Raw genomic sequence first — 14,423 nt, 5'->3', positions numbered from 1 at the left:
GAAGCGATTAATCGCCCCCTACTTTTTCGTTATCGTGTATTTTATTATTCCCCGTCTACTGGCACGAGCTTCCGGTTCGTGCTTACTAAATCACTCATGATGATCATCCTTATAAAAATCATCCACAATCGTTTTATATTTCTCCAGGATCACTTTACGTTTCAATTTCAAAGTCGGTGTCAGTTCTCCTGTTGCAATTCCGAATTCCTGCGGAAGCAACGCAAATTTCTTGATCTTCTCCCAGCTTCCGTATCCTCCGTTGATGCGATCAACTTCTTCTTGAATACGCGCAATTACATCCGGGTTTTGAGCAATCTCTTCGTTCGTTGTTCCGATTTGAATATTCTTGCGGCTTGCCCATTCTTTTACAAAAGGAAACGCAGGAACAATGAATGCAGAAGGGAATTTTTGTCCCTCTCCCAAAACCATGATCTGCTCAATAAAACGCGACTCCTTAAAAGTATTTTCCATGGCCTGCGGAATAATGTATTTCCCTCCGGAAGTCTTAAAAATTTCTTTCTTGCGGTCTGTAATCTTCAGGAATTTCCCTTCCTCGAATGTGCCGATATCTCCAGTATGGAACCAACCCTGCGAATCAATCGCCTCAGCCGTTTTTTCAGGTAAATTGTAATACCCGATCATTACATTGGGTCCTTTCACCAAAATCTCTCCGTCTTCTGCAATTTTCACTTTCACACCATCAATTAATGGTCCGACAGTTCCGATACGAACTCCTTTCTTCAAACAATTCACTGAAATAACCGGGGAAGTTTCTGTTAAACCATAACCTTCCAACACGGGAATTCCTGCAGCAAGGAAGATTTGGGCCAAACGAGGCTGAAGTGCAGCAGAACCGGACGCAACCGCCCTTACTTCACCCCCCAGTGCCTGCTGCCATTTTGAGAACACCAGTTTTCGGGCAATCGCAAGTTTTATCTTATACCAAAAGCCTAATTTCCCGGTATGGTATTGTTCGGCAACTCTAACGGACCAAAAGAATATTTTCCGTTTTAAACCTGTCAACTCTTCACCTTTGAGCATGATCTTGTCGAATACTTTTTCCAACAAACGGGGAACAGCAGTGAAAACATGTGGTTTCACCTCTAACAGGTTTGGCCCGATAGTATCCAATGATTCCGCGAAATAGATCGATGAACCGCAATACATATATAAGTAATGCAGCATCCGCTCGTATACGTGACAAACCGGTAAAAATGTTAAGACCCGGGAATGCTCATCAGCCGGAATACTCGTCTTACAGGCAATTACATTGGAAAGCAGGTTATTGTGAGACAACATCACTCCTTTCGGATTCCCGGTTGTTCCTGAAGTATATATGATCGTAGCCAGGTCTTGATTCCTGACATTCGCTTTTAATTCCGTGATCTTATTCTGTGGAATTGCCGCTCCCAAAGAAATCAGGTCCTTGTAATTCGGAAAACCCTCCAGCTGATCGAATGTGAAGATCTTATCAAGAGTTGGGATTTGCGAAGCTACACCTTGAATTTTGTGAGCAAGCTCTTCACCTGCTACAAATGCATGGCGGATTCCGGCATCATTAAAAATATACACATAGTCATTAACCGAGATATTCGGATAAACAGGAACCACCACAGCACCTACTTGCTGGATTGCAATATCCAGGATATTCCATTCCACACGGTTGGGCGAAACCAATGCCACACGTTCACCAACTGAAACACCGAGCTCTACGAGTCCCCTGGAAATGTGATTTGTAAGTGCTACAAATTCTTCGGTCGTCATAGGTTTCCAGACTCCCTCAGTTTTGGTAACAAACATGGAAGCACTTGGAAAGTTATTCAATTGATAAGCAGGCACGTCAAACAGTCGTCTTACTTCATTCATATCAGTTGTAATAGCACTCACAATATATGTATTAAAAATTAAGCAATAGCGCAAAAATGTTCATCCAAAACCAGTGTTTGTTTTTTCACAGCACCTCGTTAAGAAACTTGTCCTTACATTTATGTTGTGGGAATATAGTTTCTAACTTCGATCAAGTGCAATTCATGAACTAGTTGGAAAGTTACAAAAAATAATGACTTGTGTTTGATCGTTTTTGGTTTTTTGGTTTGTAGGGTTCGTTTGCCGGCGAACCCTCTTTTATTCCATAGAAAACACCTTCTTACCCCTAATGAAAGTAATCTTTGAGAAGTTCGGATTATAGCTTCCTTTGGAAGAAAACGGATTCTCTAAAATAACCAGAGTAGCATCCTTCCCCTTTTCAAGACTTCCTTTTGTTCCTTCCTGGAAACTGGCAAAAGCTGCCCAAATAGTCATTCCACGCAAACAAGCTTCTTCCGTTAGGGCTTCACTCATTAAGAAACCATCGATCGGATCGTTTTCGGCATTCTTCCTGTTGACAGCTGCATGAATAGTCAAAAACGGATTGGTGCTTTCAACCGGAAAATCGGTACCGATTGCCAGCATCCCGGCTTTCTGTAATAAGGTATTATAAGCATAGGCACCTTTTAGACGGGCTTTCCCCAAACGCGATTCCGCCCAGCGCTGGTCACTTACTGCATGTGTTGGCTGTACGGAAGGAAACGCACCGGAAACTGCCAACAGATCAAAATCTTTTGGATCGATCACCTGAGCATGTTCTAACCTCCAACGGTGATCCGGATTCTTTGCCGAATAAGCCTTGATCAATTCAAGCACCAGGCGATTAGTAGAATCCCCGATCGCATGAATGTTCAATTGATATCCTGTTAGCTCTGCCAATGATGAATAGCGTTGCATATCTGAGATTGAAGTGGTTAGTAAGCCATGATTGTGCAGATCATCTGAATAAGCTTGTTTCAAAAGTGCTCCTCTCGATCCAAGCGCACCGTCTCCCATTACCTTAAAAGAACGTACCAACAGGTTTTTCTCTTTCAGGAAACCGTGTTTCTTGGCAAAATCTGCATTTTCCTTTTCGGGATAAAGCATTCCGTAAATCCCTATTGTCAGTTTATTTTCTTTTACAAGGCGCCGGATCAGTTTAAAATCATGCGGTGTGAGACCTGCTTCGTGAACGTCAGTAATTCCATATCCGAATAATTCCTGCTGGATCTCCAATAATGCCCCGGTCAGTTCACGATCTGAAAAATCCGGCAGTTGATTGCTGATCAGTGAAATTGCATTGTCCAGTAAGATGCCGTTAAGACTTCCGTCTTCTCTTTTCAAAATCGCACCACCGTCGATCCGGGAAGATTCATTGATCCCGAATTTTTTAAGTGCTGCTTCATTTACTAAAACTGCGTGCCCGTCAATCCGGTACAAAACCACTGGTTTATCCGGGAATTTTTCATTCAAAAGCTCGTTTGTCGGCAGTTCTTTTACATTCCACAAACTTTGGTCCCAGCCCCCTCCGACAATGACCGAACGTTCTTTTCGCTGGGAATACTTCTCTACCCGCACTATTAATTCCTCCATGGACGCAGCGCCCACCAGGTTAACCGATAGCTTTTGCCGGGCTAAACTCATCATGTGCCCATGTGCATCAGCAAACCCCGGAAAAATATCTTTCCCTTCAGCATCCATGTATTCATCTGCACTGTATTTGTTCATAATCTGGCGATCAGGACCAACTTCTATTACTTTTCCATCGCGGATTGCAATTGCCTGCGCAACGGAGTTTTTATCATCCATTGTATGAATTTTCGCATTATGGATCACCAAATCCACCGATTTGCCTTTCATACATGAAACACTCGAAAGGACAATTAAAAAGAATGAGAAGTAACGCATTATGAATGAGATTTATGAAATATAGTAGCACTCGCCTGGGCACTCGGCATGATCACCAGGTCGTTGATACAGACATGTTTCGGCCTGGAACAAACATAATAGACAGCATCTGCAATATCTTCCGCCATTAAGGGGTCGTAACCATCGTATACATTTTTCGCTGTTTGTTCATCGCCTTTAAACCGGACAATGGAAAATTCGGTTTCTGCCGCGCCTGGTGCAATATTCGTCACTTTGATACCGTCGTGTACCAAATCGATACGCATGGATCTCGACAAAGCATCAACAGCATGTTTGGTTGCACAATAAACATTCCCGCCCGCATACACTTCTTTCCCGGCTATGCTGGCAATATTTACGATATGTCCTCCCCCGTTCTTTTTCAAGATCGGAGAAATTGCTCGTGTAACGTAAAGTAAACCCTTTACATTGGTATCGATCATCCGGTCCCAGTCATCAGTCACACCGGAATCTATCGGACCTCGCCCAACTGCCAGACCTGCATTGTTGATCAGAATGGAAAGATTACTTTTCACCTCATCAGATAATTGCTGAACAGCTGCGTTTACGTCATTTTCATTCCGGACATCAAAATTCAAAAGCACGATATCAACCGCTTTCATTCGAAGTTCTTTTTTCAGAGACTCCAAACGATCCATCCTTCTTCCTGTTAAAACCAGGTTCCAGCCATTCTCAGCAAATATCCGGGCTGTTGCTTCACCAAAACCAGCGGTTGCCCCGGTAATTAAAACGTATTTCTTCATAATTTAAATTTGAACGGCCTTGAACCGATAAAGACCACTATAAACAGTGCTAAATATGCCGGCATCCGGTAGCGGACTACCGCACCCAAAACCGGTGTTGTCCACCCGATTAACACTAACAACAGAACCGAAAACGAGAGCAAAAAAAGAATGATATTCTTTTCCTCGTGGCTTCTGTTCCGGCGATTATACCAAAACCCGAAAGCCAGAAAAATAAACAAACAGATCGTTTCCATAAAATTGACAAACTTCAGCTTACCTCCCGGATCCCAAAATGTTGGCCTGAAAGCAGCATTTGAAATTGCCTCGGGAATATTTCTGACCAGTTGTTCGGGATCATTTCCGATTGAGGTCAATTCGATATAACTCCCGCAGGCTTCCCCGGTAAAATCTATTCGCCATGGGCCGTCGGCCGGTGACAACACCACATCATCAAAAGGATAAGTCATTCCGAAAGTTACTTTTTTGGCCACAAGTGTCTTTTTAACCTGCAGATTACCGTTTTTTAAAAAATTCAGATCGGGATACTGATCTGTTCTGAAATAATAGTAGCAGGAATCGGCATATGCATGAACCCCACCTCTTCCGACATTCATGAAATCAAACTGCATACGTGTCAAACGATGAGTTACATTTGTTCTCAAATTTGAAAATGACGCAAAGAGAATGACTGCGCCGGCCAACAGACTTAAAGGCACTAACCACAATCTCTTTTTGAATACAAATTTCCCCAGTAAAAAGACAGGAATACTTAGCACCAAACAGGCCAAAACGTAAGGCTTAAAACAAAGCATCAGCAAAAACCCAATGATTAGTCTCCACAGACGAAACTTCCAGGATAATTGTCCGAACAATGCATTGAATATAAATGCCAGACCAAGGATCATTAAGGGCTCCTTCAAAACAGAACTGGTCCAGAAACTTAAAGTTGGAAAGAGGAAAAGTGCAAACCAAAACCAGCGTTTATCATAAAAGATCCGGTCTTTGAATGCCAGGAAGATCTCTCTTAAACTGATGAAGGAAAAGAAGGAAAAGAATAAGATATGTACATAAACATTTCCGCGCGAAATGAATACGAGTAAGCTGTTTATGCGCAGGACGTTTCGGGAATCATTCATCAGATCCAGATCTCCCGCCGACCAATGATTCGTATTCGCAAGGTAATGCTGAACAGCCGATTCCGAATTTGTTCCGAATAAAAATTTGAAGTAATCACCTAAAGACTGATAAGCCACATTATTTAACGTGACACTGTCATCCATATATTCCTCCCAATCAACGGTGATATCACCTATTCCATATATCTTGGTATGAATGATCATGAATAAGATGCCAAAAAGCATCTTGATCCCCCAACCAATAAGCAAATTAGTCCGCGACAAACCGTCCGTTCTGAACTTCCAGACAAGCCATGTCAAACAAATCAGTACTAGTGCAAATACCATGAGGGCTCTAAATTAAATTAATTATCAATTATCAATTATCAATTATCAATTATTAATTATCAAGAAGTCTTCCCCCTTGATAATTAATAATTGATAATTTCCATCCTTTATTCTGTGGAAAAAAACGGTAAAGTTCGGCCTCCCATGAACAAAGGAATGATTACTTTTGCATCAAAGTTATAACAAAATGAGTACTTCCATCAAACAAGAAGCTACCCTCGAGCAAGCGGTTGAATTAGGTTTGCGAGCTGATGAATTTGAAATGATCAAAGAAATCCTGGGTCGCACACCAAACTTCACTGAAACTGCAGTTTATTCTGTCATGTGGTCTGAGCACTGCTCTTACAAAAACTCCATTTACTGGTTAAAACAATTACCAAAAGATGGTCCGCACATGTTGGTAAAAGCAGGTGAAGAAAATGCCGGTTTGGTAGATTTGGGAGGTGGAATCGGTTGTGTTTTCAAAATTGAATCGCACAATCACCCTTCAGCATTGGAACCTTACCAGGGAGCAGCGACAGGAGTTGGAGGTATCAACCGCGATATCTTCACTATGGGTGCGCGCCCAGTAGCACAATTGAACTCATTGCGTTTTGGTGATATTGAGGAAGCTCGCACCAAATGGTTGGTTAAAGGAGTTGTTAAAGGAATCGGTGATTACGGAAATGCTTTTGGTATTCCAATCGTTGGTGGTGAAGTATTCTTCGATAAATCTTACAATCAAAATCCGCTGGTAAATGCATTTTCTGCCGGTATTATTGACACCAAAAAAGTAATCTCCGCAAAAGCAAAAGGACCAGGAAATCCGGTTTATATCGTAGGATCCTCTACAGGGAAAGACGGAATTGCAGGAGCTGCATTTGCATCAAAAGATATCACGGAAGAATCTGCACAGGATTTGCCATCCGTTCAGGTTGGTGATCCCTTCATGGAAAAACTGCTTTTGGAAGCAACTATGGAATTGGCAAACACCGACGCAATTGTTGGTATGCAGGACATGGGCGCTGCAGGAATTACTTGTTCTACCTGCGAAATGAGCGCCGGTGGTGGTGTTGGAATGGAAATCCATCTTGATCGTGTTCCTACCCGTCAGGAAAACATGTTACCTTATGAAATCCTTCTTTCTGAATCCCAGGAGCGTATGTTGGTTGTGATTCAAAAAGGAAAAGAAGATGTCGTAAAACGCATTTTTGATAAATGGGACTTGCATGCTGAAGAAATCGGAACTGTAACGGATGATGGTCGTGTTCGCTATTACATGGACGGTGAATTGGTAGGAGATGTTCCTGCAGAATCATTGGTACTTGGAGGTGGTGCACCGCAATATCAGCGCGAATATTCAGAGCCTGCATATTACCAGGAATATAAGAAATTTAATATCGATTCGGTAGAACAACCGGACAACTTAAAGGAAATCGGGTTCTTCTTGTTGAGCCAGCCGAATATCGCTTCCAAACGATGGGTCTACGAACAGTACGATTCCATGGTGGGAACAAAAACAATGACGACAAACCGTCCTACGGATGCCGGAATTGTGAACCTGAAAGGAACGGAGAAAGCATTAGCCATGACGGTTGACTGTAACTCGCGTTATGTGAACGCAGATCCTGAAATCGGAACTGCTATTGCCGTATCGGAAGCTGCCCGTAACATTGTTGTTTCAGGAGGAATCCCAAGCGCAATCACAAACTGCCTGAACTTTGGAAACCCGTACAATCCGGAATCTTACTGGCAATTTGTCGGTGCGATCAAAGGAATGTCTAAAGCATGTTTGAAATTTGAAACCCCAGTAACAGGTGGAAACGTTTCTTTTTACAACCAAAGTAATATTGGCGGTAAAGAGATTCCGGTTTTCCCTACTCCAACTATCGGAATGATCGGTGTGGTGGAAGACAAGTCGAAAATCATGTCTCTTGATTTCAAACAAAAAGGTGATTTGATCTTTATTCTTGGAGATTGTGTTAACGATATCGCTTCTTCGGAATATTTGGTGAAATACCATAAAATCGAAGCATCTCCGGCTCCGCATTTCGACCTGGAAAAAGAATACACCCTACAGGAAGCTGTAAAAGGTTTAATCAGCCAGGAATTGATCAATGCTGCCCACGATTGTGCCGATGGTGGTTTGTTCGTTTCACTCGTTGAGATGTCTATGCCGCGCGGACTTGGTTTCGATATCGTTACTGATTCCGAAGTACGCGAAGATGCGTTCCTGTTTGGTGAAGCTCAAAGCCGTGTTGTTGTAACTGTTTCGGAAGAAACCGAAGAACAATTCATCGAATTCATGATGGGAAGCGGTGTAAACTACACACTTCTTGGACATGTTACAAAAGGTAAAATGATGGTTGACGATGAGCATTTCGGATTCATCTCTGAAGCAAAAGAGATTTTTGATAATGCACTTGGTAAACTAATTGAAGGATAATAAAAGACTTTTAGACTCAAGACTAGATACACCAATCTGTCTTGAGTCTTTCGTCTAATGTCTTTTATCAATATTGAAATGAGCGTTGAGCTAATAGAAAAATATTTCCCCGAATTAACAGTCGTTCAAAAAAAACAGTTTGAGCACCTGGAGGAATTGTATTTATTCTGGAACGCCCAGATCAATGTAATTTCGCGGAAGGATACCGAAGAATTTTACGAGCGTCACGTACTTCATTCCCTGGGAATTGCAAAGATCATGGAATTCACACCCGGTTCTTCTGTCTTGGATATTGGAACAGGTGGTGGTTTTCCCGGAATTCCTCTGGCAATCCTGTTTCCGGAAGTTCAATTTCATTTGGTAGATTCCATTGGGAAAAAGATCAAAGTAGTTAATGAAGTTGCACTGGCTTTGGGACTTCAAAATGTTCGTGCCACGCACGCACGTGCAGAAGAGATCAAAGAACAGTTTGATTTTATTGTAAGTCGTGCAGTGACTGCAATGCCTGCTTTTTTACCCTGGACAAAAGGAAAGTTTTTAAAAGAAAACAAAAACCCGCTTCCAAACGGAATTCTATACCTCAAAGGCGGTGATTTGAAAGAAGAAATGACGCCGGTCAAACATCCTTATAAAATTCATTCACTGCAAAAAATCTTTTCGGGAGAATTTTTTGAAACAAAAGCAGTGGTTTATGTAAATATGGCTTCTTAAAACCTTCCCAGTCATAACATCCTGTTCTATAAAGGATTAAAAGTGTCATCTCCCTCAATATTCGTTGAAAACGGCAAAACAATCGATAAAACCATCTATTTGCACATTCATTTGGGATGTTAGTTTTTTAACTATTTGTTATCTGTATACTTGTGTAGCAAATCATACTGATTATGAAGTCCTTATATCTACTACTCTGCCTGTTTTCGGGCGTTTTTGGAGCATCCGCGCAAACAAGCTATTCAACCATTGCCTCCAACAGGATGGTTCAAAAGCATCATCTACCGCCAAGAATTAAAAAAATCGCTGAAATTGACCCGGTTCGCTTACAGGTACTTTGGAACTACTTCAGCTCCAGTTTTACGTTTTCAGCGAACGAGACAGACCTTTCCGTAAGAGAACTACTGAATATCCAGCACTTTGATGTGACAGAATACGAGCACTTGAGACAAGCCAATACAAGTGTTCAATTCATTTACCGAAACAGTATTCAAATCACTTTGAAGTCCGGCACCGAATTAAACAACCTGCTTCAGGGATATAATTTAGATGAACTGCTAAATGAACTTCCTCCGAGACCATTTCCACAATGGACCAGTTCAAACTTCACTGATTCAGACTTTCAAAACTATAAAGAACAAGTATGGGACTGGGCGAGAGACTATCCGGCTGCCTATCTGCAGCTGACTTCAGATGCCAATCGTTTACATATTCGCTTTAGCGAATGGAAAGATTTGGAGCCAACAAAAAGAGCGCAGATTTTGAATGAATTGGATTATTTAATTGTTGACTAAAAGCTGGTTATGAAAATATTTTACTTAGTACTACTTGTTTCGGCGATTACTTTTTGGTCGAAAAACACCTCGGCTCAATGTTCTGGCGGAACTTTTTATGAGACGGCAGTAGCCCCGACCGGAACTGCTCCCACAACGATCAGTACCTGTAACTTCGCCGGGGAGTATAATACGATTACTGGCGTTGTTGCCGGAAGCACATACAACCTTACAACGAATCCTGCTGCGTGTATCACTATTCATAGCGGTTCGCAATCAGGCCCCGTAGTTGCTTTCGGAACATCTTCCGTTTCATTCACAGCAGCCTCTTCAGGAACTTATTACATGGTAATCAGCACAAATTGTACAGGCTGTGGCACTGGATCAACTTGTATCACAACAACTATAACATGTACTTCCTGTGGAACAGGGCCATGCGCCTCCATTTCATCTATTCCTGGATGCGGTCAAGCTTTCACTATAACAACAACAGGAGCTTCATCTTTTGTTTCAACATTGTGCGCAACGGCAACTCCGGGATTGGAACAGGTTTACAGTTACACAGCAACTGCTACGGGAAACTATTCATTTAATGCAACATCTGTCACTGGTGGCGGCTATGTGATCGGATGGAAAACCGCTTCCGGAGGATGTTCGGCAACAGGCTGGAATTGTGTCGGAACCGCAACCACCCCAGGATCAATCGGCTCCATCCCACTCACTTCGGGAACAACCTATTACTTTATAATGGATGCAACTTCCACAGCGGCGTCCGGATTAACTTTTTCTTTAACATGTCCAACCGGAGGACCAACTGTAGCAGGAGATTGCAACGTAGCAGCAAATGTTTGTTCCAACGCTGCTTTTGCTATTGATCCGAACGGATTCGGAGCAATTAATGAAATTTGTGATCCGGGAACCTGTGCTGCAAACCCTGCTGTCAATGTTTCTGGCACGAATGACGGTTGTTTGTTATCCGGAGAATTAAACAGCACCTGGATGATTGTCAACGTTCTTACAGGTGGCACACTGACTTTTGATCTCGGAACGCCTAATTCGACAACATCCAATTGTTTGGATTGGGCTATGTGGGCTTACACTCCTTCTACCTGCGCCAATATTTCAGCAGGAACACAAGCCCCGATAAGATGTAATTATAACGGAAATTGCGAGGAATATACCGGCCTGGCAAGCACACTTCCCGCCGGAGCATCCGACATGACTAATTGGGAAGCTCCATTGAATCCGGGATCTTATACACAATATCTGATCTGTTTATCCAACTATTCATCGGCTATCACAACTGTTCCTCTCTCTTTTGGCGGAACTGCAGTCGTTAGTTGCTCACCGCTCGGAATCGAATCCATTCAACTAACAGGCAGAAATGATTTAGGCTACAATACACTTAACTGGGTTAGCTCGAGCGAATTAAACGTAGACAAATACATTGTTGAAAGAAGTGAAGACGGCGTTAATTATCTTGAGATCGGCTCAGTGAGCGCCCAGGGATTAAGCCTCGAGGCCTTGTCTTATCAATTTGAAGACCTTCAGCCGCTTTTAAAAGAAACAGGATATTACCGGGTGAAATTACTGCGTAACAACGGTAATTCTGTTACATCCAATTCGATTGCTATCGAACAGGAATTCATGCATGACCTGGAGATCGTAAAAGCTTATCCCAATCCTGCAACAAGCAATCTGACTGTCCTGCTCTCATCAAAAATGGAAACTGCTTATCAGCTGACACTTTCTAATCTGAACGGAAAAAGAGTGTGGAGCAACGATCAGAAGATCAAAAAAGGGTTAACAGCTGCCTCAATAGACGTAAGTCAGTTCCAGGGCGGTTTTTATTTCCTTACGGTTTCTGTGGATGGAAAAAACGTTTCAACTCATAAAATCATTATCGAATAAAAGTGCTTTGATCGCGAACAAAAAATCAGTTTTACCGCCTAATTGTTCGCGATCATTTCCTGTTTAAAAGAGCTTATTTAAAACTAAAAACTTGGTTTTTCTAAACTGATTTCTTATATTTCACCTAACTGAAATCAAGAATGCAGCAATCACTATTACACATTATTCACTTTCCGCGTATTTAATGTTGCCAATACTTAAGGAGAAGTTTAAAAAACCGATTCACTATGTTTGACAAGATGTATGAGGGTCGTTCGGAAGCCGAACTAAAACAAATTATCACTGAATATGAGCGCTCCCTGAGAATAGAAAAGCGTTACCAGGAAACGTTAAATCATATGATGGAAGGTTTTCAGATCATCGATTTCGATTGGCGTTATTTATATGTAAACGATACGGTGGTCCGGCACAGCAAGACCAGCAGAGAAGTTCTTTTGGGTAAAACCCTGCTTGAAGTATTCCCGCAACTGGAAGACAGCCAATTGCACCGCTCTATGAAAAAATGCATGGAGAATCGCGTTCCCGAACAATTTGAAAACAAAATGGAATACGCTGACGGTACTTCCGCCTGGTTCAGACTGAGTATCCAACCGGTTCCTGAGGGAATTTGCGTTTTATCGATGGAGATAACCCAGCTAAAAAAAGCAGAAGAAGATCTGCGCAGGCTCAATGACGTCCTGGATCAAAAAGTGAAGATCAGGACTTCTATTCTTGCAGAAAAGAACAATGAGATCATGGATAGCATCAACTATGCACAAAAAATCCAACAATGTTTTTTACCTACTGAACGTGATTTTACACATCACTTCCCTCAATCTTTTATTTTTTTCCAACCGAAAGATGTAGTAAGTGGCGACTTCTACTGGCTGAAGAACGTAGGAAACAAAACCATTTTTGCAATGGCGGATTGTACCGGTCATGGAGTTCCGGGAGCCCTGATCAGCATTATCGGAGCCACTGTTTTGAATGATATTTCTTGCGCAGACGCCCCGCTTTCAGCTATTCTGCAGGATCTTAACCGGCGAATCAAAGAAGCTCTCAAAAGTGAAAACGACGATTCACTCCAGGATGGAATGGACATAGCACTTTGCTCATATGATCCGGCACAAAGTGAAATTGAATTTACCGGTGCAAACAGGCCGCTTTGGCTGGTCAGAAAGGGAAGCTCAGATTTAGAGGAATTCTGTTCGACACGTGTTCCTATCGGTGGGTACACATCCAACAACCAAGAATTTATCAGTCATAAAATTTCCCTGTCAAAAGGCGATACTTTTTATTTGGCTTCGGACGGATATGCAGACCAGGACGGTGGAGAGAGAGGAAAGAAATTCAAAACCAAAAACTTCAAACAACTCTTAGCCGGCATGCAGCTTCTCCCAATGAGTCATCAGAAAAAGCACCTGGAAAACTTTGCCGAAACCTGGCGTGCAGGAAGAGAACAATTGGATGATATGCTCGTAATCGGAATCCGGATCTGAATCTTTTTTGGTATCTTCGAAGTAATGAAGACAGAAGGAACAACACCGGAACAATTCATTGCCAACTGCCCGGAAGAGAGACAAGCGGCAATGACAAAACTAAGAGAGACCATCAGGAAAAATCTTCCGGAAGGCTTTAAGGAATGTATCAGTTACGGGATGATCGGATACGTGGTACCGCATTCTCTTTATCCCGCAGGTTATCACTGCGACCCAAAATTACCGCTTCCTTTTATAAGCTTTACTTCACAGAAAAATTTCATCGCATTCTACCACATGGGAATGTATGCCAATAAAGAATTGCTTGATTGGTTCGTGAGTGAATTTCAGCAGGTAAGTAAAACCAAACTCGATATGGGGAAAAGTTGTGTGCGATTTAAAAAACCGGACCAGATTCCTTTCGAATTAATCGGTAAATTAGTGGCTAAAATGACTCCCCAGGATTGGATAGCCAATTATGAACACGTACTAAAAAAGTAGATGATGAGTGAATTACTAGACAATATGAGCTTTTTCGCTCAAAAAAACGTTGACCTTGCAAATTTAAACTATCCCTTGAAGTTCACCTTCAAGATCGGAACAATGTCGAATGATTTTGTGATCGAGGATGCCAACTCTGCGACTTTAGCTTATGTGCGCCAAAAAATGTTCAAGTTTATTGATGAGATTCAGGTTTTCACAGATACGAACAAGACCAACCTCGAGTTCACGATTAAAGCAAACAAATGGATCGATTTCTCTGCAACCTATGTTTTTACAGATAAAAACGGCGTGGAAAAAGGACGCGTAGCACGTAAAGGATGGGCTTCCATCTGGAGAGCGCGATACGATGTCTATGACCACAATGAACATTTGGCTTTCCACATCATGGAAGAAAATGCTTGGGCAAAAGTATTTGACACTTTAATGAGCGAAGTTCCTGTTTTGGGAATGTTTACCGGGTATCTTTTCAACCCGAAATACATTGTCGGCAGACCCGACGGATCAAAAGTAATGCGCTTAAAGAAAAACGCTTCGATGTTCGGAAGAAAATTCACCCTGGAGAAAATCGGCCCGACACACAATGCTGCTGAAGATGAGTGCATCGTGCTTTCATTGATGATGATGATCTTACTGGAACGCAGAAGAGGATAAAAAATAGTATAAGGAGTTCAACAATGAAC

General features: G+C 42.1%; 11 protein-coding genes. 7 read left to right on the top strand and 4 right to left on the bottom strand.

The window, feature by feature from the left end:
- Positions 1 to 90: 90 nt before the first annotated feature.
- The 4 genes from K0S23_RS05555 to K0S23_RS05540 form a co-directional block, all read right to left on the bottom strand.
- Complete coding sequence (locus K0S23_RS05555; protein ID WP_366944289.1) at positions 91 to 1,887, bottom strand: AMP-dependent synthetase/ligase; 1,797 nt, start codon at positions 1,885 to 1,887, stop codon at positions 91 to 93.
- A gap of 237 nt (positions 1,888 to 2,124) precedes the next feature.
- The gene (locus K0S23_RS05550) at positions 2,125 to 3,753 is read right to left on the bottom strand and encodes an amidohydrolase (RefSeq protein WP_300355407.1); all 1,629 of its coding nucleotides are present in this window, start codon (positions 3,751 to 3,753) and stop codon (positions 2,125 to 2,127) included.
- Complete coding sequence (locus K0S23_RS05545) at positions 3,753 to 4,517, bottom strand: SDR family NAD(P)-dependent oxidoreductase (protein WP_300355405.1); 765 nt, start codon at positions 4,515 to 4,517, stop codon at positions 3,753 to 3,755. The genes K0S23_RS05550 and K0S23_RS05545 overlap by 1 nt, the downstream gene beginning before the upstream one ends.
- Positions 4,514 to 5,962: a hypothetical protein gene (locus tag K0S23_RS05540; RefSeq protein ID WP_300355403.1), complete on the bottom strand. Its 1,449-nt coding sequence runs from the start codon at positions 5,960 to 5,962 to the stop codon at positions 4,514 to 4,516. The genes K0S23_RS05545 and K0S23_RS05540 overlap by 4 nt, the downstream gene beginning before the upstream one ends.
- A gap of 187 nt (positions 5,963 to 6,149) precedes the next feature.
- Between K0S23_RS05540 and purL the strand changes: the two genes are divergently transcribed.
- From purL to K0S23_RS05505, 7 genes are all read left to right on the top strand, one after another.
- The gene (gene purL, locus K0S23_RS05535) at positions 6,150 to 8,387 is read left to right on the top strand and encodes a phosphoribosylformylglycinamidine synthase subunit PurL (protein ID WP_300355401.1); all 2,238 of its coding nucleotides are present in this window, start codon (positions 6,150 to 6,152) and stop codon (positions 8,385 to 8,387) included.
- A 78-nt stretch (positions 8,388 to 8,465) separates the two neighbouring features.
- A complete protein-coding gene (gene rsmG / locus K0S23_RS05530) occupies positions 8,466 to 9,098 on the top strand; it encodes a 16S rRNA (guanine(527)-N(7))-methyltransferase RsmG (protein ID WP_300355399.1) in 633 nt (210 codons plus the stop codon).
- Between the two features lie 173 nt (positions 9,099 to 9,271).
- Positions 9,272 to 9,892 carry a hypothetical protein gene (locus K0S23_RS05525; RefSeq protein WP_300355398.1) on the top strand — a complete coding sequence of 207 codons (621 nt, stop codon included), beginning with the start codon at positions 9,272 to 9,274 and terminating at the stop codon, positions 9,890 to 9,892.
- A 9-nt stretch (positions 9,893 to 9,901) separates the two neighbouring features.
- Entirely contained in the window at positions 9,902 to 11,782 is a 1,881-nt protein-coding gene (locus K0S23_RS05520; protein WP_300355396.1) for a T9SS type A sorting domain-containing protein, read from the top strand.
- 227 nt (positions 11,783 to 12,009) lie between these two features.
- The gene (locus tag K0S23_RS05515) at positions 12,010 to 13,260 is read left to right on the top strand and encodes a SpoIIE family protein phosphatase (protein WP_300355394.1); all 1,251 of its coding nucleotides are present in this window, start codon (positions 12,010 to 12,012) and stop codon (positions 13,258 to 13,260) included.
- A gap of 24 nt (positions 13,261 to 13,284) precedes the next feature.
- Positions 13,285 to 13,740 carry a DUF1801 domain-containing protein gene (locus K0S23_RS05510; protein ID WP_300355392.1) on the top strand — a complete coding sequence of 152 codons (456 nt, stop codon included), beginning with the start codon at positions 13,285 to 13,287 and terminating at the stop codon, positions 13,738 to 13,740.
- A gap of 3 nt (positions 13,741 to 13,743) precedes the next feature.
- Positions 13,744 to 14,394, top strand: a complete 651-nt coding sequence (locus K0S23_RS05505; protein WP_300355390.1) for a hypothetical protein — start codon at positions 13,744 to 13,746, stop codon at positions 14,392 to 14,394.
- The last annotated feature ends 29 nt before the right edge of the window (positions 14,395 to 14,423 follow it).

The organism is Fluviicola sp. (assembly GCF_029266855.1).
In the GTDB taxonomy this organism is placed as follows: Bacteria; Bacteroidota; Bacteroidia; order Flavobacteriales_D; family Crocinitomicaceae; genus Fluviicola.
Note: the sequence above shows the minus strand (reverse complement) of the source record. Positions and strands in the feature narration are given on the sequence as shown.

Bases quoted from the DNA above. Each gene is read 5' to 3' on its own strand.
- K0S23_RS05550 (WP_300355407.1), bottom strand. From the start codon at position 3,753: ATGCGTTACTTCTCATTCTTTTTAATTGTCCTTTCGAGTGTTTCATGT.
- K0S23_RS05545 (WP_300355405.1), bottom strand. From the start codon at position 4,517: ATGAAGAAATACGTTTTAATTACCGGGGCAACCGCTGGTTTTGGTGAA.
- K0S23_RS05540 (WP_300355403.1), bottom strand. From the start codon at position 5,962: ATGGTATTTGCACTAGTACTGATTTGTTTGACATGGCTTGTCTGGAAG.
- purL (WP_300355401.1), top strand. From the start codon at position 6,150: ATGAGTACTTCCATCAAACAAGAAGCTACCCTCGAGCAAGCGGTTGAA.
- rsmG (WP_300355399.1), top strand. From the start codon at position 8,466: ATGAGCGTTGAGCTAATAGAAAAATATTTCCCCGAATTAACAGTCGTT.
- K0S23_RS05525 (WP_300355398.1), top strand. From the start codon at position 9,272: ATGAAGTCCTTATATCTACTACTCTGCCTGTTTTCGGGCGTTTTTGGA.
- K0S23_RS05520 (WP_300355396.1), top strand. From the start codon at position 9,902: ATGAAAATATTTTACTTAGTACTACTTGTTTCGGCGATTACTTTTTGG.
- K0S23_RS05515 (WP_300355394.1), top strand. From the start codon at position 12,010: ATGTTTGACAAGATGTATGAGGGTCGTTCGGAAGCCGAACTAAAACAA.
- K0S23_RS05510 (WP_300355392.1), top strand. From the start codon at position 13,285: ATGAAGACAGAAGGAACAACACCGGAACAATTCATTGCCAACTGCCCG.
- K0S23_RS05505 (WP_300355390.1), top strand. From the start codon at position 13,744: ATGAGTGAATTACTAGACAATATGAGCTTTTTCGCTCAAAAAAACGTT.